Genomic DNA, 20,245 nt, shown 5'->3' with positions numbered 1-20,245 from the left:
TCACAGCCCCCGGCGGAACCCGTCCGGCACGAGCACGTCCTCGGCGCGCACATCGTGGATGTCGGCGCGGCCGAGCCCGTACAGCGTGGAATCGATGCCCTGGCGCAGGATTTCGAGCACGTTGTGCACACCGCGTTCGCCGCCGGCCGCCATGCCCCACAGGTACGGCCTGCCGATCATCACCGCCCGCGCGCCCAGCGCCACGGCCTTGACCACGTCGCTGCCGCGCCGCACGCCGCCGTCGAGCAGCACTTCGAGCTGATCGCCCACGGCCTCGGCGATCCCGGGCAGCAGGCGGATCGCGGCGGGCGTGGAATCGAGGTTGTTGCCGCCGTGATTGGAGACCGAGATGGCGGTGGCGCCGATGTCGACGGCGCGGCGGGCGTCGTCGGGGTGGGTGATGCCCTTGATCAGCAGCGGGCCGCTCCACTGCTCGCGCAGCCAGGCGAGATCGGCCCAGGTCGGCGGCGGCGTGCCCATCCACTCGCCGTAGGCGCCGAAGAACGTGGGGCCGGTCTCGCCCGCGCCGACCAGGTTCGGGGTGGTCAGGTCGGGCAGGGCGCCGGCGCGCAGGAACCGCCACAGCCAGCCGGGTCGGGTGAGCACCCGCGGGGCGAACCGGATGGCGGTGCGCACGTCGATGCGCTCGGGCAGCGGCGGGCTGCCCCAGTCGCGCGCGGTGGCGAACACCCAGTCCAGGGTGACGATGAGGCCCTTGGCCCCGGCCCGCTTGGCGCGGTCGAGCCTGGCCAGCATCGCGTCCTTGTCGCCGAGCCAGTAGATCTGGAAGAAGACCTTCTCGTTCGCCGCGATCACGTCCTCGATCGGCTTGGACGCGAACGACGACAGGCCCATCGCGGTACCGGAGGCCGCGGCGGCCCGCGCCACGCCGACCTCGCCGTGCGGGTCGACGGCCTGCACACCGGTGGGGGAGATGATCACCGGCAGCGAGATCTCCTGCCCCAGCACCGTGGTCGCCTGGGAACGCACGGGCGGCAGGTCGGCGATGTGCGGGCGGAAACCCAGTTCGGCGAAGGCGGCGGTGTTGTCGGCCAGCGTCACCCCGGCCTGTGAGCCGGCCAGCAGCGCGCGGTACACCGGCTCGGGCACGCGCTTCTTCGCGCGTTCCTGCGCCTCGGCGACGGTCTCGAACCAGTCCTTGGTGCTTGCCATGAAAAGTCCTCGTGTTCAGTGGATTCCGGAAATGGGGCTGGTGTCGCAGGCGCGGTCGGGGACGCGCAGGCCGGGCAGGCCGAGGGCGACCGCGCGCGGCCGGGCGGGCGCGCGCCGGGAGTGGTCCTTGTCCGGCTTGGGCGCGCTGTCGGCGCCGACCGTGGCGAGCGCGAATTCGGCGTTGCCGCGCACACATTCGGGGTCGGGGCCGTCCAGCGGCAGGCCGGTGAAGAACTTCGCCGCCATGCAGCCGCCCTGGCAGGAGTCGTAGGCGGGGCAGGCGGTGCACGCGCCGCCGGTCTGCGGTTGCCGCAACCGCTCGAACAGCTCGGAGGTGTTCCACACCGACTCGAAGCCGCCGGGGTCGCGGACGTTGCCTGCCAGGAATTCGTCGTGGATGGCGAAGGGGCAGGCGTAGACGTCGCCGACCGGGTCGATCAGGCACACCACCCGGCCGGCCCCGCACAGGTTCAATCCGGGCAGGGGAGTGGAGCCCAGGGCGTTGAGGTGGAAGAACGAGTCTCCGGTCAGCACGTTCTCGCCGTTGTCGATGAGCCAGTCGTAGATGCGCAGCTGCTGCTCGGCGGTGGGATGCAGCTCGTCCCAGACGTCGGCGCCGCGGCCGGAGGGCCGCAGCCGGGTGATGCGCAGTTGGGCGCCGAAGCGGTCGGCGATGGCCTTGAACTCGTCGAGCTGGCCGACGTTGTGGCGGGTCATCACCACCGAGATCTTGAAGTTCTCGAACCCGGCGTCGGCGAGGTTGCCCATCGCCCGATAGGCCATCGCGAACGAGCCCGGCCCGCGGACGGCGTCGTTGACCTCGGCGGTGGCGCCGTCGATGGAGATCTGCACGTCGACGTAGTCGGTGGCGGCGAGCATGCGCGCCCGCTGCGGGGTCAGCCGCACACCGTTGGTGGAGAACTTGACCCCGACCTGATGGTCGAGGGAGTAGTCGAGCAGCTCCCAGAAGTCCGGCCGGACCGTCGGCTCACCGCCGCCGATGTTGACGTAGAAGACCTGCATCCGCTGCAGCTCGTCGATGACCGCCTTGCACTCCTCGGTGCTCAGCTCGCGCGGGTCGCGCCGGCCCGACGAGGACAGGCAGTGCTCGCACGCCAGGTTGCAGGCGTAGGTGAGCTCCCAGGTCAGGCAGATCGGCGCCGCCAGCCCGTGCTTGAAGTGCTCGACCAATCTCATGGCATTCCTCCTGTGCCGCTCACGCCGGAGAGCGGAGCTGAATGGTGCCGGCCGCGGCCAGCTCGGCCAGTGCGGCCAGATAGCGCGGCCGCTCGGGGACCGGGATCGCCGCCGCGGTCAACGCCGCCGAGGCCGCGGGCTGGGTGGCCAGCGACTGGACCACCCGCACCAGCGTCGGCGTCTTCAGGAACGACAGGCGCCGGGTCGTGTAGTCGTAGAGCAGCGCCCCGAACGGCTCCGGCCGTACCGCCACCGACGGCGCGAGGCGGTACGGCTGTGCCGGATCGAAGCGGCGGGCCTCAGTAGACACCGCACATTCCGTCGATCGACACGTCCTCGACCAGCAGGTCCTGCTCGATCGACTCGGTGTTCACGTGCTCGTTCACGGTTGCTCCTTCTTCGCTGGATGTGACGACGAGCACGACGCTAGGGCCGGGTCGGGCCGGGGAGAACCGCCTCGGCGCGCAACCATCCGATCGCCACGCGAACCCGCCCGTTCGTAGGGGGCCGCCGCCCCGCCCACCGGAGGGCGCGGGTCCGGGTGCTGGGCCTCCCTGTCCGATCGGGTAGGTGCGGCCTGGACGGACGCACGGTGTGTCCGCTCTCACATCGGGGTTAGCCTGGTATCGCCCGGCAGGGACGCCGGGTGAGTGGAGTGAGGAGTTGTCGTGGCCCAGCTGACGCGACCCGTACCGGGTGTTCCGACCGATCCGGTATTGCGCACCCGGACCCGCACCGACCTCCCCGCCGCCGATCCGGCGGCCTCCGAGGTGGAACTGAGCGGGCCGTGGGAGCCGGACACGGTGAGCGCCACCGCCGCCCCGCAGCTGGCGAAATTCCACACCCCCGAGGTCGTGTTCGGGCCGGGCGCGATGGGTGAACTGGGGCATTGCGCGCGGCGGGTGGGCGCGCGGCGGCCGTTCCTGGTCACCGATCCCGGCATCATCGAGTCCGGGTGGGTCGCCGAGGCGACCGGGCACCTGCAGCAGGTCGGCCTGCATCCGGTGGTGTGGTCGACGATCACGCCGAATCCGAAGGACCACGAGATCACCGCCGCCTACGAGCACTACCTGGCGACCGGCAGCGACGTCGTGATCGCGGTCGGCGGCGGTTCCAGCATCGACGCGGCCAAGGGGGTGGCGATCCTGGCCGGCAACGGCGGCGCGATTCTCGACTACGAGGGCGTGGACCGGGTGACCCAGCCGATCCCGCCGCTGGTCATGGTGCCCTCGACCTCCGGCACCGGCGCGGACGTGTCGCAGTTCGCCATCGTCACCGACACCACCCAGCGCACCAAGATCACCATCATCAGCCGGACACTCGTGCCCGACGTGTCGATCGTCGACCCGCGGCTGCTGATCACCATGCCCGACGACCTCAACGCCGCCACCGGACTGGACGCGATCGAGTCCTACGTCTCGCGCGCGCACAACCAGCTCACCGACCATCACGCCCTGCACGCCGCGCACCTGATCACCAGCAACCTGCGCCGCACCATGACGCATCCGCGCCTGGCCGAACCGCGCATCGCGATGGCGCACGGCGCGTTGCAGGCGGGCATGGCCTTCACCAACGCCATCCTCGGGATCACCCACGCCATGAGTCACCAGGTGGGCGGGCTGCTCGACGCCCCGCACGGCGTGCTCAACGGCATCCTGCTGCCGCACTGCATCCGCTTCAACGCCGCCGCCGACCCGACCCCGTACGTGCCGTTGGCCTCCGCCGTCGGGATCGACGTGGCACGCAAGCCCGCCGCCGAGGTGGCCGAGCTGCTGGCCGAGCGGATCCGCGCGCTGGCCGACGAGATCGGGGTGCCGCGCGGGCTGGCCGCGTTGGGTGTGACCGAAGCCGACATCCCGACGATGGCCCGCACCACCCTCAACGACGCCTGCCTGGCGACCAACCCGCGCGTGCCCGACGCCGAGAGCATCGCGGAGCTGTTCCGCGAGGCGTTGTGAGGCCGGCGATGACGGGGCTGCACGGTTCCGCCGACCTCGGGGTGCTGACCGGTGTGCGCTCGGGCAAACGCACCTACTACCCGGCCTACGTGCGGTCGGCCGAACGGCTCGAGCACGCGGTGCGCGCGCTGGACCGGATCTCGCGCGCCCTGGTGCGCACCGCCGAGGGCCCGCGCGGCCTGGTCGAGGCGGTGCTGCGCGCCGCCGCCGACCATCTGCAGGCCGACTGGCTGCTGGTCGCGGTCTCCGACGGCGCGCTGCGCGCGGCCAGCCCCCGGTTCCTGCTGCTGGGCGGCGACGGCCTCATCGAAGACGAGCACGCGCTGCCACCGGATGTGATCCCGCACCTGCGGGTGCTGCGGACCCGCCCGTGGGAGGCCGAGGACCTGGCCGACGGCTGCGTGGTGCGGGTCGCGATGACCCTCGACGGCGAACCGATCGGCGGCATCGCCGGACTGCCCGGCCGCGATGTGGAGATCGGCGACACCGACCTGGCGATCCTGCGGGTGCTGGCCAACCAGGTCGCGGTCGCCCTGCACAACGCCTTCCTCCTGCACGCCACCACCCGGCTGCGCGGCCGCACCGCCGAACTGAGCGAGGCCGCCGCCCAGCGCGCCCGCGACCTGGCCGCCCGGGACGCCGAACTCGCCGAGGTGCAGCAGCGGCTGGTGGACGCCCGCCAGCGGCAGGCCCTCGACGACGAGCGCCACCGCATCGCCCGCGAACTGCACGACAGCGTCACCCAGGACGTGCTGTCGGCGGGCATGACCATCGAGATCTGCCGTTCCGAACTGGCAGGCACCCCGGGGGTGGACGACGAGATCGTCGAAAAGCTCTCCGCCGCCCGCGATCTCACCCGGCACGCGGTCGAGCGGCTGCGCGCGGCCATCTACGCGCTGCACCGCACCGCCGACGAACAGCCGGGCTCGCTGCCGGTGCTGCTCGAGCAGCTGTCCGGCGTGCACCTGCCCAGCGATCTGAAAGTGCAGGTCAGTGTGGTCGGTGACCCGGTGCCGCTGCCCGGCGAGGCCGAGCACTCGCTGCTGCGGATCACCGGGGAGGCGCTGTTCAACACCGTCGCCCACACCGACGCCTTCCACTCCGACGTGCGGCTGCGCTACTACCCGGACCGGCTGGTGCTCACCATCTCCGACGACGGTGACGGCGACCCGGCGCAGTTGCGGAAGATGTTGCGGGTCACCGCGACCGCGGACCTGGCCGGTGCGCACCGGGGGCTGGCGAACATGCGGGTGCGGGCCGAGGAACTCGGCGGGGTGATGTCGATCCGGCGGTCCCCGCTGGGCGGGATCATGCTGCGGTTCGACATCCCGTTGCCGATCCCCACCGACGGAAGGAGCCAGGCATGGCAGTGAGTGCGGCGGCGGCCGTCACCCGCCCGCAGACGCGCCGGCTGCGGATCGTGCTCATCGACGACCACGCGATCGTGCGGCAGGGCCTGCGGTTCATCCTGGACCGGGAACAGGACATGCATGTCGTCGGTGAGGCGTCCAGCGCGGCCGAGGCGATGACCGTGGTGGCCCAGCAGCACCCCGACATCGTGCTGCTGGACCTGAAACTCAGCACCGGCTCCGACATCGAGGGCTTGGAGGTGTGCTCGGAGCTGACCCGCCGCTTCCCGCAGGCCGGGGTGCTGGTGCTCACCACCTTCCTCGACGACGCGCTGGTGCTCGAGGCGATCCACCGCGGCGCCAAGGGCTACGTGCTCAAGGACGTCGACACCACCGCGTTGGTGTCCTCGATCCGCGCGGTCGCCCGCGACGAGAGCGCCTTCGACCCGCGCTCGGCCTCGGTGATGATGCGCACCATCCGCACCGCACCGGAGGAACCGACGCTCACCGACCGCGAGACGAAGGTGCTCGAGCTGCTCGCCCGCGGGATGAGCAACCGCGAGATCGGCGGGCGGCTCTACATCTCCGAGACCACCGTGAAGTTCCACGTGCGCAACATCATGCGCAAACTCTCGGCGTCCACCCGGGCCGGTGCGGTCTACGAGGCGAGCAAGCTCGGGCTGATCTGACCGCGACGGCCCGGTGAGCGCGCGGCGTCAGCCGGCGGCGCGGCGGGCAGCCCCGACGGCGCGCTTGGCGATGGCCCAGCGGTGCACCTCCGAGGGCCCGTCGTAGATGCGGAACGGACGCACCTCGCGGGAGAGCCGGGCCAGCGGCAGGTCGTCGGAGACACCAAGTCCGCCACACAGCTGGATGGCGCGGTCGACGATGCGGAAGATCGCCTCGGCCGCATAGGTCTTCGCGATCGAGGTGGCGTTGCCCGCGTGCTCGCCCCGGTCCAGCTCCCAGCACGCGCGCACCAGCAGCGCACGGGTCGCGGCGATGTCGATCTCGTTGTCGGCGATCATCTTCTGCGCCATGCCCAGATCGCCGATCCGCGATCCGAAACCGGCACGCTCGGCGACGTGCGCGACGGCGATGTCGTGGCCGCGCCGGGCGGCGCCGAGCCAGCGCATCACGTGCGTCATCCGGGCGGGGCCCAGCCGCACCTGCGCGTACTCGAAACCGCGGTCGACCGCGCCGAGCACCGCCGCGTCGGGGACGAACACATCCTCGAAGAACACCTCGCAGTGGCCGCCGATCATCGCGCGGTCCAGGGTGGTGATGTGGCGGCCGACCCGCAGGCCGGGGGTGTCGGCCGGGGCGAGGAACATGGTCGCGCCGCCGCGCACGCCCGGCTCGCCGGAGGTGCGCGCCATGACGATGAAGAACCCGGCCCCGTCGGCGCCGGTGATGAAGTGCTTGTGGCCGTTGATCCGCCAGCCGCCCGCGACCTTGTCGGCGCGGGTGGCCAGCGCGGCCGGGTCGGAGCCCGCGCCGGGCGCCGGTTCGGTCATGGCGAAGGCCGAGCGCAGGTCGCCGCGCGCCAGCGGTTCCAGGTACTGCGCCTTCTGGTCCGGATCGGCGATGTGGGCGAGCATGTGCACGTTGCCCTCGTCGGGCGCGGCGATGTTGAGCGCGGTGGGCCCGAACAGCGAGTATCCGGCCTCCTCGAACACCGGCGCGCGATCCGACATCGACAGCCCGAGCCCGCCGTACTCGACCGGTGCGTGCGGGGCGAACACGCCCGCCCGACGCGCCTGCTCCTGCAACCGGACCCGCAGTTCGTCGCCACCGGCCGCGGTGATGTCGCCGCCGTGCTCGTCCTCGACCGGCAGCACCGTCTCCCGCACGAACGCGCGAGTGCGCTCCACCAGGTCTTCGACGTCGGCGGAATAGGTCAGGTCGATCGGCATCGCAACTCCTCCTCGCGGTAGGGAGGACCGCTGTCCGGAGACCGAGCGATCGCTCCGAGTGAACAGTCCCACCGGTACCGGTTTCGTGTCAAATGCCCTCGAAGACCGGCCTCGAACGCCGTCGACCGAGGTCGCCGGGTGTTCGGATATTCTGAACACATGGATGACCGGCCGACGCTGCCGCCGCACGAGGCGATCCGGGCCGCCCGCCGGGCCGCCGGGCTGTCGTTGCGCGAACTGGCCCGGCGCATCGAGGTCAGCCCGGCCACCCTCAGCGCCGTGGAGAACGGCCGCACCGGATTGTCGGTGGCCCGGTTGGCGCGGCTGGCCGAGGCGCTGGGGGTGTCCCCGGCCCGGCTGCTCGGCGGTCCACCCGCCGTCGCGCCGGGCCGGCCTGCGCCCGCCGAGCACGGCGCGTGGCGCGAATTCGGTCCGCTCGACGCCGACCCGGTGCTGACCGCCGCCATCGCCTCCTTCGTCGACATCGGCTACCACGGCACCACGGTGCGCGCGCTGGCCGATCGCGCGGGCACCAGCGTGCCCGGCCTCTACCACCGGTACCGCGACAAGCAGGACCTGCTGGTGCGCATCCTCGACCTCACCATGGGCGAACTGCACTGGCGGGTGCGCGCCGCCCGGGCCGAGGGGCGCGACGCGGTCGAGCGGGTGCGGCTGATCGTCGAAGCGCTGGCGCTGTTCCACAGTCACCGCAGGGAACTCGGCTTCATCGGCGCGAGCGAGATGCGCAGTCTGCTGCCCGCCGACCGCGCCCGCATCGCCCGCTCCCGCACCGAACTCCAACACCTGCTGGACGAGGAGATCGAGGCGGGCCGCGCCGCCGGGCTGATCACCACTCCGCATCCCAAGGCCGCCGGGCGCGCGATCGCGACCATGTGCACGGGCATCGCCCAGTGGTTCCGTGAGCGCGGCCCCGCCACCCCCGAGCAGATCGCCGCGCAATACGGCGAATTCGCGCTCGACCTGCTCGGCGCGCGGCCGCACTGACCGGACCGCCACGGACGGGCCGCCGCGGCCGCCGCTCCCCGATGGCCGGGACGCCCGCGGGAGGCGTCCACTCACCGGGACGAGCCGGGACCGCCCGGACCGGCGCGCCCCTAGCGTCACGGCGTGAGCAGTCGACAGACCGGGAGAACCCGATGAATCGCATGCAGGACAAGGTCGCGGTGGTGACCGGCGCGGCCGGGGGAATGGGCCGCGCGCACTGCCGCAGGCTGGCCGAGGAGGGCGCCGACATCATCGCCCTCGACGTCGCGGGCGCCGACCTCGACGGCACCGCCGCGGCGGTGACCGAACTGGGGCGGCGATGTGTCACCGCGGTCGCCGACGTCCGTGATCAGACCGCGCTCGACACCGCGATCGCCGCGGGCGTGCGCGCGCTGGGCACGCTGGACGTGGTTGTCGCCAATGCGGGCGTCTACACCGATCTCGGGCCCTCCTGGGAGCTGACCGACGCGGCCTGGCAGCGCACCCTCGACGTCAACCTGACCGGTGTGTGGCACACCGTCCGAGCCGCCGCGGCGCACCTGGCCGAGCGTGCGGCCATCGTGATCGTCGGCTCCACCAACGGTGTGCGCGGCGGTGCGAACGCGGCCCATTACGCGGCCAGCAAGCACGCCGTCGTCGGTCTGGCCCGCACCCTGGCCAACGAACTCGGCCCGCGGGGCATCCGGGTGAATCTCGTGCACCCGGGCTCGGTCGCCACGCCGATGATCCTCAACGAGACCGTGTACGCCAAGCTGCGCCCCGATCTCGCGCAGCCCACGATCGACGACGCCGCCGCCGTGCTGGCCCAGCGCACCCTGCTGCCGGTGCCCTGGGTGGACCCGGTCGATGTCGCCAATGCCGTGTTGTTTCTCGCATCCGACGAGGCCAGGACCGTCACCGGGACCGAGCTCGTCGTCGATGCCGGACTGACCCAGAAGGTGTGAGATGGGACGAGTTTCGGGCAAGGTCGCGCTGGTCACCGGCGCGGCGCGGGGCATAGGTCGGGCCCAGGCGGTGCGGCTGGCACAGGAGGGCGCCGACATCGTCGCCCTCGACCTGTGCGGACCCGTGGAGACGGTGATCATCCCACCGGCCACCCGGGCGGATCTGGACGAGACGGCGCGCGCGGTCGAGAAGACAGGCGCCCGGGTGGTCGCGGCGACCGTCGACGTGCGTGACGGCGCGGCCCTGCGCGCGGCCACCGACGCGGCGGTCGCCGAGCTCGGCGGTCTCGACATCGTCTGCGCGACAGCGGGCATCACCTCCAGCGCGCCCGCGCTCGAGCTGAGCGAGCAGGCCTGGCAGACCATGCTGGATGTCAACCTCACCGGCGTCTGGCAGACCTGTAAGGCCGCCACCCCGCACCTGATCGAGCGCGGCGGCGGTGCCATGATCCTCACCAGTTCCATCGCCGGCCTGCGCGGACTGGTCGGCGTGGCGCACTACACCGCCGCCAAACACGGCGTCGTCGGGCTGGCCCGTTCGCTGGCGAAAGAGCTCGCGCCGCACCATGTCCGGGTCAATTCCGTGCACCCCACCAACGTGGACACGCCGATGATCCAGAACGACATGGTGCGCAAGGTCTTCCGCCCCGACCGGGAGAACCCGACCCGCGCGGAGTTCGCCGAAGCCGCGGTGAGCATGAACATGCTGCCGATCCCCTGGGTCGATCCGCTCGACATCGCCAACGCGTCGCTGTTCCTGGCCTCCGACGAGGCCCGCTACATCACCGCGGTCGCCCTCCCCATCGACGCGGGCAGCACCCAGCGCTGAGCCGCCGCCGCACACGGGTATTCGGCTCCACGCTCCGCGTGCGTCCGGTGCGGTGCTTCGGCACCCCGCGATGGACCGACGCCGCGCCGAGGGCGCACTGTTCCCGATGCCGGGTGCAGGCGCCCTCGGCGGGCAGCCAGAACTCCTGGTCGCCGAGGTAGATGTACAGCGGCACGCCGATCGACGGCCCGGCAGCCCGGTCACCGCGGCGATCGGCGCGACCACCAGCGGCGCGGTGCGCGCGGTCCCGTCTCGGGTTGCGAGAACGGCGCCGGGCGGGTGGATATACCCCGCCGACACACCGACGGCTCCGCGGAGTGCGGTGCCGCCGAGGCGACGGCGGGGTTCAGCCGAGGCGACCCGGCACCGGTTCGTGGCGCAGTTCTCGGGTGGACAACACCCCGTCCAGCACCGCCCGGTCGATGGAATCGCGCAGCGCCCCGCAGGTCGGGATCCACTTGCTCGATTCGCCCAGCGCCGCCCGCCGGGCGAACTCCGGGCAGGCGGCTTCGGCCTCGTCGAGCCACTGGACGCTGGTGTGGCTCGGGCTGAACTTCTCGACGAGGACGCGGTTGGCGCAGGTGGCGCAGCGGATCTCATGCATGGCTTCTCCTTCGGTGGGGTGCTCAGCCCATCGTGATGTCGTCGGGGGACCAGTAGGCGCGCATGCTGGTGATGCGGGCCTGCTCGTCGAAGGTCATGACGTCGATGGGGTCGATGGTGATGCGCTGGTCACCGGTCTCGGTGACCACGCGGAAGGCGAAGGCGGCGCTGTCGCCGGCCACCCGCACGGTCAGCAGTTCGGTGCTGCGGCGGGTGGATTCGAGTGCGCTGTAGAACTTCTCGATGGCGGCGCGGCCGACGTGGGCGGGCGTGCCCGCCGGATCCTCGACCGTGGCGTCCTCGGCGTAGAGGGCGGCGATCTCAGCGGCGGTGCCGGTGGCGACGGTGTCGAGATAGCGGCGGACCGCGGCACGGATGTCGTCTGCGGATGCCATGGGTGGCTCCTTACTGGTCAAAGGTGGTCAGCGGCCGAGGATGTCGCGCACGGCCAGGTGGCTGAAGAGCATGGACGCGCCGATGGGGTTGCCACCGCCGGGATAGACGGTGCCGCTCACCGCGGCCATGGTGTTGCCGGCCGCGTACAGGCCGGGGATCGGGGTGCCGTCGCGGCCGAGCACCCGGGCGGCGGTGTCGGTGCGCAGGCCGCCCTTGGTGCCCAGATCCGAGAGGCCGAACGCGGCGGCGTGGAAGGGGCCCTTGTCGATGGCGACCAGCGGCGATTCGCCCTGGGAGAAGGCGCGGTCGTAGGCCTCGTCGCCGCGGCCGAACTCGGGGTCGACGCCCTCGGCGGCGAAACCGTTGAACCGCTCGACGGTGGCGACGAGGGCGTCGGCGGGCACGCCGATCTTCGCGGCGAGTTCGGGCAGGGTGTCGGCGGTGTGCCAGAGCCCCGCCTCGACGTACTTCGCGGTCTCCACCATCGACACGTTGGTGGCCTTGACCGGGGGCACCTCGCCCTCTTTGTCGTCGTAGATCATCCAGTAGGGCAGCGTCATCGCGCCGGACTCGATCCGCTCGATGATCGCCCGGCCGATCCGGTCGTAGGGCGCGGACTCGTTGACGAACCGTTCGCCGTGCTGGTCGACGAAGATGCCACCGGTGAACCACAGCGCGAACGCCGACCGTCCGTCCGGGTGGGTCAGGCCCGGCGACCACCACGCCTGGTCCATCAGATCGGTGTCGGCGCCCGCGGCGATACCCGCTTGATGGGCCTTGCCCAGGTTGCCCCACGGCCCCATCGTGTCGCGGGCCTGCCCGGGCACGCCGTACTGCGTGCGCAGTTCGTCGTTCTGCTCGAAGCCGCCCGCGGCCAGCACCACGCCCTTGCGGGCCCGGATCGCGAACCGCTCGCCGGCGCGTTCGGTGATCGCGCCGATCACCGCACCGTCCTCGACCACCAGCTCCACCAGCGGCGTCTCCCGGTAGAGCCGCACGTGCGGGAACGACGACAGCGCCAGCAGGAACCGCCCGATCAGCGCCTGGCCGCCGATCAGCAGATCCGGCAGCGGCGCGCCGAGCCGGTCGGTGTCCAGCGGGCCGCGCAGCTGCTCGCGCAGTTCGCCCAGCGCCGCGGCGGGCAGCGGCGTGGGCATGATGTGGCGCTGCCCGTCCAGCCGCGCCTTGGGCGCCTTGCCGAAGTAGTCCGGCCAGGGCAGCATCTGGAAGTCGAAATGCTCGTCCTGCTCGAGGTACTCGATGAGGTCGGCGCCCCGGCGGACATACGTTTCCTGCAGTTCGCGGGGTGTGCGGTCGCCCACCACCGCGTGGTAGTAGGTGAGCGCGTCCTCGATCGTGTCGTCGGTGCCCGCCCTGCGCAGCACCGGGTTGCACGGGAACCACACGCCGCCGCCACCGCTGTAGGCGGTCGTGCCGCCGAACTTGTCGGTCGCCTCGACGACCGCCACCGACAATCCCTCACGGGCCGCGGTATAGGCACCGGCCAGGCCGCCGCCCGAACCCGCGACCACCACGTCGACCTCGTCGTTCCAGTCCACCACTGTGTGTCCTCCCATGCGAATGCTCGACCGCGACGCTAAGCCGGGTACGGCCCCCGGCGGGGCGGTTCGTCCCGGTCACCGGGACGGGTGCCGTATCCCGGTGAGTGGCTGGGCTCGGACGGGTGAATTGCCTGATTGCTAGCATTTCCCGGTGCCGACGAGCGAACCGGAACCAGCCTTGGTCAACCTCCCCCCGACCAGTTGGGCCGTGCTCGCCATGCTCTCCTACGAGGAGGAGATCTCCGGCTACGACCTGAAGAAGTGGGCGGACTGGAGCCTGCGGTACTTCTACTGGAGCCCCTCGCACAGCCAGATCTACTCGGAGCTGAAGAAGCTCGAGCAGCACGGACTGGCCACCTCCCGCGTGGACGCCGACAACGCGATGCGCGGGCGGCGGCTCTACCGGATCACCGACGCCGGGCGCGAGGCCGTCACGGCCTGGCACAACACCACCCCGGTCGATCAGCCGGTGCTCAAGAACCACGTGATGCTGCGGATCATGTTCGGCCATCTCAGCTCCCCGGAGCGGCTGAAGGAGATTCTGCGGGAGCACATCGATTACGTGGACGCCATCGAGAAGCGCGCCGCCGTCGACGCCGAGGCCGCGAAGATGGAGGCGGGCTGGGCGTATTCGCAGATCGTGCTGGAGTGGGCCGAGCGGTACTGGGCCACCCAGCGCGAGCTCGCCCTGGACCTGATCGACCGCATCGACGCCGCCGACGCGGTGCTGCGCGGCGCCGAGCACGACGAGCGCCGCCGCTACGCCAGCCCGACCCCGGGCCGCTGGCGCGAGGTCGAGCAGCGTGTCAAGGAACAGGACGAGCGGCCCGGACGGGGCTGACGCCGGTCAGGCGTATTCGAGCGGACGCGCAGACGGCATCGCGGCGCGCGCCACCCCGCCGGGCAGTGGCCGCGCCTGCTGCAGCGTCGGATGCACCCGTGACATGCCGTCGTCGAGATTGCGCCAGATCGCCAGGGCGGTGGTGCGCACCGGCGCGGTGAGCCGGTGGTCGAAGGCCAGCCGGTCCACCGGTCCGCACACCGACACCGCGGCGACGGCCTCGCCGACCTCACCGATCGGCGCGGCCACGCAGCCGAAGCCGGGCAGCGACTCCTCGCGTTCGTGCGCGATGCCGTAGGAGCGGATCTTGTCGAGTTCGCTGCGCAGCCGGGCGGTGCTGGCGATGGAGTACTTGGTGCTGCGGCTGAGCTGATCGGTGCCGAGCGCCGCCAGCCGATCCTCGCCCGAGTACGCCAGCAGCGCCTTGCCGACGCCCGTACAGTGCGCGGGTCTGCGCCCGCCGATGCGGGTGGGTACGGCCGCGGAGAGGCGGCCGCCGATCTTCTCCAGGTACACCACGTCGGGTCCGTCGAGTACGGCCAGATGCACGAGGAACCCGGTCGCGCGATGGAGCTCGTGCAGATACGGCATGGCCGCGCGGTGCAGCCGGTCCTGGTGCACGGCCAGCGACCCCAGTTCGACCAGGCGGATGCCGAGGACGTAGTCGCGACCCTCGCGGCGCAGCCAGCGCAGCTGGACCAGCCGGTCCAGCATCCGGTGCGCCGAGGACCGGGGTAGTCCGGTGCGCCGCACGATCTGGGCGAGGGTGAGCCTGCCCGGCCCGTCGAAGGCGTCGAGCACGAGCGAGACGCGATCGAGCACGGCACTGGGGGCGGTGGTGTCGGCCTGGTGGTTCATGGGGCCCTCCCTGCGGGTCTGCGAGCTGATGCCCAACGCAATAGTCCTATTAGGCATATGACTATTCGTACCATGTTTCATGTGGTAACTGTCACAGAATCGAAGAAGCGTGACGAAAATCACAAAAAGACCCCGGGTTGCGCCGTTTCGGCGCGACCCGGGGTCTCGGGATGAAACTACTCGGTCAGATCATCGAGCGCAGGTGCTGGGGCGGCTCGATGCCCAGCGAGCTCAACGCCGAGGCGTGGTAGACGGTGCTCGGCACGTGAATCGCGTGGTTGAGGCCGGCGTGGGCATCCCGCCAGAACCGCTGGAGCGGCTTGTCCATGCGCAGCGCGTTGCCGCCGGAGCGGGCGAAGATCTGGTCCACCGCCATCACCGCCCGCCAGGCCGCCCGCACCTGCGTGCGCCGGCCCGCGGCCCGGTCGGCGAAGGACACCTCCTTGCCCGCGTCGACCAGATCCCACATCCGGTCGACGTTGGCCAGCAGTTCCTGGCGCGCGGCGTTGATGTCGGCCGCGGCCTCACCGACCGCGAACAGGACATAGGGGTCGTCCTTGATCGCGGTGCCCTGCGCGCCCACCCGGTCGCGCTGGTAGTCCAGATGTGCGGCCAGCGCACCCTCGGCGATGCCGATCACCGCGGAGGTGATGCCGAGCGGGAACATGTTGGACCACGGCATCTTGTAGAGCGTCTCGGTGACGCCGTACTGCCGCTGCGCCGTGCCGTCGATCACGTGATCGCCGTTCATCACCCGGTACGACGGCACGAAGGCGTCCTTGACGATGATGTCCTTGGACCCGGTGCCCTTGAGTCCCACCACGTTCCACGAGTCCTCGACGATCTCGTAGTCGCTGCGCGGCAGGATCATGTGCAGCATGGTCGGCGGGGTGGCGATGTTGCCCTCCGGATCACCGAGCATGGCGCCCAGGAAGATCCAGTCGCAGTGGTCGGTGCCCGAGCTGAACTGCCAGCGGCCGTTGAAGATATAGCCGCCCTCCACCGGGCGCGCGATGCCGGTGGGGGCGTACGGCGAGGCCATCCACGTGTCGTTGTCGGCGCCCCACACCTCCTCCTGCACCTTCGGATCGGCGAAGGCCAGCTGCCACGGGTGCACGCCGACGATGCCGCAGATCCAGCCGGTGGCCGGGTCGAGCGCGGCCGCGGCCATCACCGTCTCGGCGAATTCCCGCGGGTGCGCCTCGAACCCGCCGTACTTCTTCGGCTGGAGCAGGCGGATCGGACCGGCCGACTTGAGCAGCTTGGCGGTGTCGTCGGGCAGCCGGCCCAGGCGCTCGGCCTCCGGGGACTGCTCGCGCAGCCGGTCGGCGATGGCGGCGATGTTGTCGAGAACCTTGGTCATCGGGGTGTCGTTCCTGTCGTCGGAGGGTTCAGCGGGTGGTGTCCAGGACGGCGCCCCGGGCGATGTTGTCGGCGACCTCGGCTTCCCAGCTCGCCACCGCGCGCTCGGTGTCGATCTCGAACTCGAAGCGCTTGGTCATGTCCTCGGTGATGTCCTCGACGTCGACGTAGAACTGCTTGTACCAGCGGCGCAACTGGTAGACCGGCCCGTCCTCCTCCGACAGCAGCGGATTGTCGATGGGCGCCTTGTTCTTCCAGATCGCCACGTCCTGCTCGAAGCCCACCTCCACGCCGCGGGCGAACTGCGCGGCCATCGCGTCGGCGTCCTCGTCGGACATGCCCTGCGGCTTCTTCACCATCGCGCCGTACTGGAGCACGAAGGAGTTCTCGGTCACCGGGTAGTGGCAGTTGATCAGCACGGTCTCGATCGTCATGCCGTTCGCCTCGCTCCAGAGCCAGTCGATCATGTAGGACGGGCCGAAGTAGGAGGCGTCCGAGCGCAGGGTGGAGTTCGGGTCGTCGTAGTTGGTGCCCACCTCGACGTCGTGGCGCGGCGTCGAGCGCATGTACTGCGTGGCGACGTGGCCTTCGAAGACGTTCTTGAAGTAGCGCGGGAAGGCGTAGTGCACGTAGAAGAAGTGCGCCATGTCCACGACGTTGTCGACGATCTCGCGACAGTGCGAGCCCTCGATCAGCATCGAATTCCAGGTCCAGTCCGTCCATTCCGGGGTGCCGTAGCCCTCGATCTCGGGGATGGTCACCTCGTCGGTGGGCTTGCTGCCCTGCGGGTCGTGCCAGATGTAGAGCTGGCCGTTGCGCTCGAGCGTGGGCCAGGAGCGGGTCCTGGCCAGCGGCGGCACCCGGCGGGCGTAGGGGATACCGGTGCAGCGGCCGTTGCCGCCCCAGCGCCAGTCGTGGAAGGGGCAGGCGATCGAGTCGCCCTTGATGGTGCCGTCGGCGAGGTTGCCGCCCATGTGCCTGCAGTAGGCGTCGAGCACGTGCAGTGCGCCGTCGGTCTCGGACTGGAAGACCACCAGCGTGGTGCCGAACGCCTTGATCTCGTGCGGCTTGCCGTCCTGGAAGGACTTCAGCAGGCCGAGGCAGTGCCAGCCACGGGCGAACCGGGTCGGCGCGGGCGCGGCCTCGATCTGCCTGATTTCGTCCGCTTCGTGGGCTGTGCGGCCGTTCGGGGAGTGACCCGGCATCGAAACCTCCATGTTCCACCGGATTGTGCTGATGGATGCCGATGGTGGTCCCCGGGCGGTGTCGGTGCGTACTCCGCTGTCCCGGTCAGCGGACAGGTTTTCCGCCGGGTGCGCGGGGCTTCCCGATCAGCGGGAGGGGTGTGCGTCACGGCGCGCGAGCACACCTACCGTGGGTCGCATCCACGAGCGAAGGGATGGTGGCGATGGCGCACGTCGCGACGGCCGGGACGCACAGCGCACCGGTGGACCTGCATCCGGAGGCGACCGCCGTGCACGCGTTCGCCGCCGTCACCGGCACGGCCGTCGACCCGGAGCGTCCGGTGGTGCCGCCGACCTTCCTGCCCGCGGGCCTCGGACCGGCGCGCGAGTACGCCGAGCCCCAGCACTGGCCGGGCATCCCGCTCGAGCAGGACCACCGCTTCTTCGGTCCGCCGCCCCGCGCGGGTGAGCGCCTGCGGGCGCAGTCACGGGTGGAGCGCGTGCACCGGCTCCCCGACGCGCACGGCGAACTCGTCACCGTCGTCGAACTGCTGACCAGGTACTTCGACCGCACCGGCAGGCTGGTCGCCGAATCCTGGCTGCGCGGCGCCCGGCCGACCGGAGAGCCGTCGTGACCGCCCCCGCGCCGGTGTCGTTCGGCCCGCTCACCGAGTCCGATTTCCTCGGCCACCGCGCCGCCGCCCGGCACCCCGGCATGCTCGAATCCCGGGTCGCCACCGAGGAGTTCACGGTGGCCGCCGCGCCGCTCGCGGCCGGATTGCTGGCCTCCTTCGCCACCGGCTGGCTGGGCGCCGACACCGTGCGCCGCTTCCGCACCCGCTGCACCCGCGCGCTGTGGCCCGGTGACACCCTCACCTGCTCCGGGTACGTCGTGCAGCGCTACGTCGAGGACGGCGAGGACCGCGTCGACGTCGCGCTGACCGGTCTCGACCAGGAGGGCGAGGTGGTTATCAGGGCCTGGGCGAGCTTCGCGGCCCGCTGAGCGCGGCCCGGGGGACGTCACCCGGCGTGCCCGAAATGTCTTGGTGCACAATTGCGGGCATGCGCATCGTCATGGTCGGATCATCCGGCTTCTTGGGCAATCACCTGACGACCCGGCTCCGCGCCGACGGTCACGATGTCGTCCGCCTGGTCCGTCGCGAACCGGCGGCCCCCGGCGAGGTCCGCTGGGAGCCGGACACCGGCCGGCTCGACCCCGCGGTCCTGTCCGGCGCCGATGTCGCCGTCAACCTCTGCGGTGCCGCGATCGCCGGCGCGCGCTGGACGCCCGAATACCGCGCTCTGCTGCGGGACAGCCGCATCGGCACCACCCGGATCTTCGCAGGCGCCGTCGCGGCCGCGGGCGTGCCGGTGCTGCTCAACGCCTCGGCCGCGGGGTACTACGGCGACACCGGTGAGCGTGACGTCGTCGAATCCGATCCGCCCGCAGGCGATTTCCTCGGCACCATGTGCCGCGACTGGGAGGCCGCCACCGAACCGGCGCGCGCCGCGGGCACGCGGGTCGTGCTGCTGCGCACCTCCAACGTCCTCGCCACGGACTCCGACGTCATCGCCAAGCTGTCGCCGATCTTCAAGCTCGGCCTCGGCGGCCGCTTCGGCTCCGGCCGCCAGTACATGCCGTGGATCTCCCTGCCCGACTGGCTCGCCGCGGTGACCACCCTGATGACCGCCGACGTCAGCGGCCCGGTCAACCTCGTCGCCCCCGAAGCGGTGACGAACGCCCGGTTCGCCAAGGCGTTCGGCGCGGCGCTGGGCCGCCCCGCCGTGCTGGTCCTGCCCGGCGCGGTGCTGAAACTGATCGGCGGCGAAGCCGGAGCGGAACTGCTGCACGGGCACAAGATGCGGCCGAAGGTGCTCGAGAGCATCGGCTTCGACTTCCAGCACGAGACGCTGGCCGCGGCGCTGGGGTGGGCCCTGGGGCGGTGAGCCCTCACGCGGGGATCAGTCGGCACAGTGTCTTGCCGACGGTCTCGCCCGCCAGCATCGCGCACAGCGCGTCGGCGGCCCGCTCCAGCCCGTCGAACACCGTCTCCCGGTGTACCAGCCTGCCCGCGCGCAGGTGGGCGGCGACCTCGGCGCGCATGGCCGGTTCGAGGTCGGTGAACGAACCGGCCCGGAAGCCGCGCATTCGCAGCTGCTTGGACACCATCTGGAACAGGTTGCCCGGCCCGGCCGCCCCCGCGCCGTCGTACTCGGCGACCGCCCCGCACAGCGCGATCCGGCCCTCGGCGCGCATCGCGTCCAACGCCGCGGTGAGGTGCTCGCCGCCGACGTTGTCGAAGTAGGCGTCGAGGCCCGCGGGCGCGAGTTCGGCCAGCGCGGCGGCGGGCGGGCACGCGCGGTAGTCGAAGGCGGCGATGCCGAGCTCGTCGCGCAGGAACGCCACCTTCGCCGGGCCGCCGGCCGAACCGATCACGGTGGCGCCGCGCAGCCGGGCTAGCTGCGCGGCCAGACCGCCGACCGCGCCCGCGGCCGCGGAGACCCACAGGGTGTCGGCGGGTCGTAGTTCGAGAATCGCGGTCAGTCCGACGTAGGCGGTGAGCCCGGCGCTGCCGAGCGGGCCGAGGAACCACTGCGGTGGGAGGCCGTCGGTGTCGATCCTGGTCGGCGCCCCGTAGCCGCCGATGGTGGCGCTGTCCGCGCCGACCACCGCGTAGTCGCGGTAACCGAGGGTGTGTGAGACGAGATCGCCGACGGCGAACCCGGGGTGGCGGGAGGCCACCACCTCGCCGAGCGCCAGGCCGGCCAGCGGTTCGCCCTCGCGCAGCGGCGGCAGATAGCCGCGCGGTGTGGTGGCGGCGAAGCGGATCCGCACGGAGGGATCGATCGACAGCCACGTGTTGCGGACCAGGGCCTGCCCGGGTCCGGGTTCGGGCAGCGCGACGGTGCGCAGTTCGAGGTCGGTGGGCCGCACCCGGCCCTGGGGACGCCGGGCGAGGACGAGCCGGCGGTTGATGTCGGGCACGAATGGACCTCCGGATGGTCGAGCCGGTCACGCCGTTCGGCAGCGGCTGTGCCCCCGCGTCGGACGCGAGGGCACAGCGCTA

General features: G+C 71.5%; 22 protein-coding genes. 10 read left to right on the top strand and 12 right to left on the bottom strand.

The window, feature by feature from the left end:
• Genes mftD through mftA form a run of 4 tightly spaced genes read right to left on the bottom strand, consistent with a single transcriptional unit; the run spans position 1 to position 2,792 of the window.
• Positions 1-1,173 carry a pre-mycofactocin synthase MftD gene (gene mftD / locus AMO33_RS09075; protein WP_011208764.1) on the bottom strand — a complete coding sequence of 391 codons (1,173 nt, stop codon included), beginning with the start codon at positions 1,171-1,173 and terminating at the stop codon, positions 1-3.
• 15 nt (positions 1,174-1,188) lie between these two features.
• The gene (mftC, locus tag AMO33_RS09070; protein WP_011208765.1) at positions 1,189-2,370 is read right to left on the bottom strand and encodes a mycofactocin radical SAM maturase; all 1,182 of its coding nucleotides are present in this window, start codon (positions 2,368-2,370) and stop codon (positions 1,189-1,191) included.
• Between the two features lie 19 nt (positions 2,371-2,389).
• Positions 2,390-2,680: a mycofactocin biosynthesis chaperone MftB gene (mftB, locus tag AMO33_RS09065; protein ID WP_011208766.1), complete on the bottom strand. Its 291-nt coding sequence runs from the start codon at positions 2,678-2,680 to the stop codon at positions 2,390-2,392.
• On the bottom strand, positions 2,670-2,792 hold the full coding sequence (gene mftA, locus AMO33_RS30980) for a mycofactocin precursor MftA (protein ID WP_099421860.1): 123 nt from the start codon (positions 2,790-2,792) through the stop codon (positions 2,670-2,672). The genes mftB and mftA overlap by 11 nt, the downstream gene beginning before the upstream one ends.
• 348 nt (positions 2,793-3,140) lie before the next feature.
• Here mftA and AMO33_RS09060 point away from each other — a divergent pair, with 348 nt between their 5' ends.
• Genes AMO33_RS09060 through AMO33_RS09050 form a run of 3 tightly spaced genes read left to right on the top strand, consistent with a single transcriptional unit; the run spans position 3,141 to position 6,366 of the window.
• Positions 3,141-4,328: an iron-containing alcohol dehydrogenase gene (locus tag AMO33_RS09060; protein ID WP_060593392.1), complete on the top strand. Its 1,188-nt coding sequence runs from the start codon at positions 3,141-3,143 to the stop codon at positions 4,326-4,328.
• Between the two features lie 8 nt (positions 4,329-4,336).
• Positions 4,337-5,701 (top strand): MadS family sensor histidine kinase, encoded by a 1,365-nt coding sequence (locus tag AMO33_RS09055; protein WP_060591952.1) that lies wholly within the window; start codon positions 4,337-4,339, stop codon positions 5,699-5,701.
• A complete protein-coding gene (locus AMO33_RS09050) occupies positions 5,692-6,366 on the top strand; it encodes a MadR family response regulator transcription factor (RefSeq protein WP_050768003.1) in 675 nt (224 codons plus the stop codon). The genes AMO33_RS09055 and AMO33_RS09050 overlap by 10 nt, the downstream gene beginning before the upstream one ends.
• A 27-nt stretch (positions 6,367-6,393) precedes the next feature.
• On the opposite strand, the gene AMO33_RS09045 is transcribed toward AMO33_RS09050, so the two are convergent.
• Positions 6,394-7,593, bottom strand: coding sequence for an acyl-CoA dehydrogenase family protein (locus tag AMO33_RS09045; protein WP_060591950.1), 1,200 nt, complete (start codon positions 7,591-7,593; stop codon positions 6,394-6,396).
• Between the two features lie 159 nt (positions 7,594-7,752).
• Between AMO33_RS09045 and AMO33_RS09040 the strand changes: the two genes are divergently transcribed.
• From AMO33_RS09040 to AMO33_RS09030, 3 genes are all read left to right on the top strand, one after another.
• A complete protein-coding gene (locus AMO33_RS09040; RefSeq protein WP_060591948.1) occupies positions 7,753-8,598 on the top strand; it encodes a helix-turn-helix domain-containing protein in 846 nt (281 codons plus the stop codon).
• A 152-nt stretch (positions 8,599-8,750) separates the two neighbouring features.
• On the top strand, positions 8,751-9,542 hold the full coding sequence (locus AMO33_RS09035; protein ID WP_060591946.1) for a mycofactocin-coupled SDR family oxidoreductase: 792 nt from the start codon (positions 8,751-8,753) through the stop codon (positions 9,540-9,542).
• Position 9,543: 1 nt separating this feature from the next.
• Positions 9,544-10,371 (top strand): mycofactocin-coupled SDR family oxidoreductase, encoded by an 828-nt coding sequence (locus AMO33_RS09030; RefSeq protein ID WP_011208773.1) that lies wholly within the window; start codon positions 9,544-9,546, stop codon positions 10,369-10,371.
• 346 nt (positions 10,372-10,717) lie between these two features.
• On the opposite strand, the gene AMO33_RS09025 is transcribed toward AMO33_RS09030, so the two are convergent.
• The 3 genes from AMO33_RS09025 to AMO33_RS09015 are packed head-to-tail and all read right to left on the bottom strand — an operon-like array spanning position 10,718 to position 12,947.
• Entirely contained in the window at positions 10,718-10,975 is a 258-nt protein-coding gene (locus AMO33_RS09025; RefSeq protein WP_060591944.1) for a hypothetical protein, read from the bottom strand.
• A 22-nt stretch (positions 10,976-10,997) separates the two neighbouring features.
• The gene (locus tag AMO33_RS09020; RefSeq protein ID WP_011208775.1) at positions 10,998-11,369 is read right to left on the bottom strand and encodes a nuclear transport factor 2 family protein; all 372 of its coding nucleotides are present in this window, start codon (positions 11,367-11,369) and stop codon (positions 10,998-11,000) included.
• Between the two features lie 27 nt (positions 11,370-11,396).
• On the bottom strand, positions 11,397-12,947 hold the full coding sequence (locus AMO33_RS09015) for an FAD-binding protein (protein WP_060591943.1): 1,551 nt from the start codon (positions 12,945-12,947) through the stop codon (positions 11,397-11,399).
• Between the two features lie 202 nt (positions 12,948-13,149).
• Between AMO33_RS09015 and AMO33_RS09010 the strand changes: the two genes are divergently transcribed.
• Positions 13,150-13,773, top strand: a complete 624-nt coding sequence (locus tag AMO33_RS09010; RefSeq protein WP_228808311.1) for a PadR family transcriptional regulator — start codon at positions 13,150-13,152, stop codon at positions 13,771-13,773.
• Between the two features lie 6 nt (positions 13,774-13,779).
• On the opposite strand, the gene AMO33_RS09005 is transcribed toward AMO33_RS09010, so the two are convergent.
• The 3 genes from AMO33_RS09005 to AMO33_RS08995 all read right to left on the bottom strand — a co-directional run bounded on the left by AMO33_RS09005 (position 13,780) and on the right by AMO33_RS08995 (position 17,198).
• Positions 13,780-14,631, bottom strand: a complete 852-nt coding sequence (locus AMO33_RS09005; RefSeq protein WP_060593391.1) for an IclR family transcriptional regulator — start codon at positions 14,629-14,631, stop codon at positions 13,780-13,782.
• Between the two features lie 184 nt (positions 14,632-14,815).
• Positions 14,816-15,994, bottom strand: coding sequence for an acyl-CoA dehydrogenase family protein (locus tag AMO33_RS09000; RefSeq protein ID WP_011208779.1), 1,179 nt, complete (start codon positions 15,992-15,994; stop codon positions 14,816-14,818).
• A gap of 28 nt (positions 15,995-16,022) precedes the next feature.
• Complete coding sequence (locus tag AMO33_RS08995) at positions 16,023-17,198, bottom strand: Rieske 2Fe-2S domain-containing protein (RefSeq protein WP_041560895.1); 1,176 nt, start codon at positions 17,196-17,198, stop codon at positions 16,023-16,025.
• Positions 17,199-17,401: 203 nt separating this feature from the next.
• Here AMO33_RS08995 and AMO33_RS08990 point away from each other — a divergent pair, with 203 nt between their 5' ends.
• Genes AMO33_RS08990 through AMO33_RS08980 form a run of 3 tightly spaced genes read left to right on the top strand, consistent with a single transcriptional unit; the run spans position 17,402 to position 19,124 of the window.
• A complete protein-coding gene (locus AMO33_RS08990) occupies positions 17,402-17,812 on the top strand; it encodes a hypothetical protein (RefSeq protein ID WP_107103118.1) in 411 nt (136 codons plus the stop codon).
• A complete protein-coding gene (locus tag AMO33_RS08985; protein ID WP_011208782.1) occupies positions 17,809-18,180 on the top strand; it encodes a hotdog family protein in 372 nt (123 codons plus the stop codon). The genes AMO33_RS08990 and AMO33_RS08985 overlap by 4 nt, the downstream gene beginning before the upstream one ends.
• Before the next feature lie 59 nt (positions 18,181-18,239).
• Positions 18,240-19,124, top strand: coding sequence for a TIGR01777 family oxidoreductase (locus AMO33_RS08980; protein WP_060591939.1), 885 nt, complete (start codon positions 18,240-18,242; stop codon positions 19,122-19,124).
• A 4-nt stretch (positions 19,125-19,128) separates the two neighbouring features.
• On the opposite strand, the gene AMO33_RS08975 is transcribed toward AMO33_RS08980, so the two are convergent.
• Complete coding sequence (locus AMO33_RS08975; RefSeq protein ID WP_060591937.1) at positions 19,129-20,163, bottom strand: NADP-dependent oxidoreductase; 1,035 nt, start codon at positions 20,161-20,163, stop codon at positions 19,129-19,131.
• Between the last annotated feature and the right edge of the window lie 82 nt (positions 20,164-20,245).

Origin of the sequence: Nocardia farcinica (genome assembly GCF_001182745.1) — a bacterium.
In the GTDB taxonomy this organism is placed as follows: Bacteria; Actinomycetota; Actinomycetes; order Mycobacteriales; family Mycobacteriaceae; genus Nocardia; species Nocardia farcinica.
The sequence above is the reverse complement of the archived record's forward strand: the minus strand, read 5'-3'. Positions and strand labels throughout refer to the sequence as shown.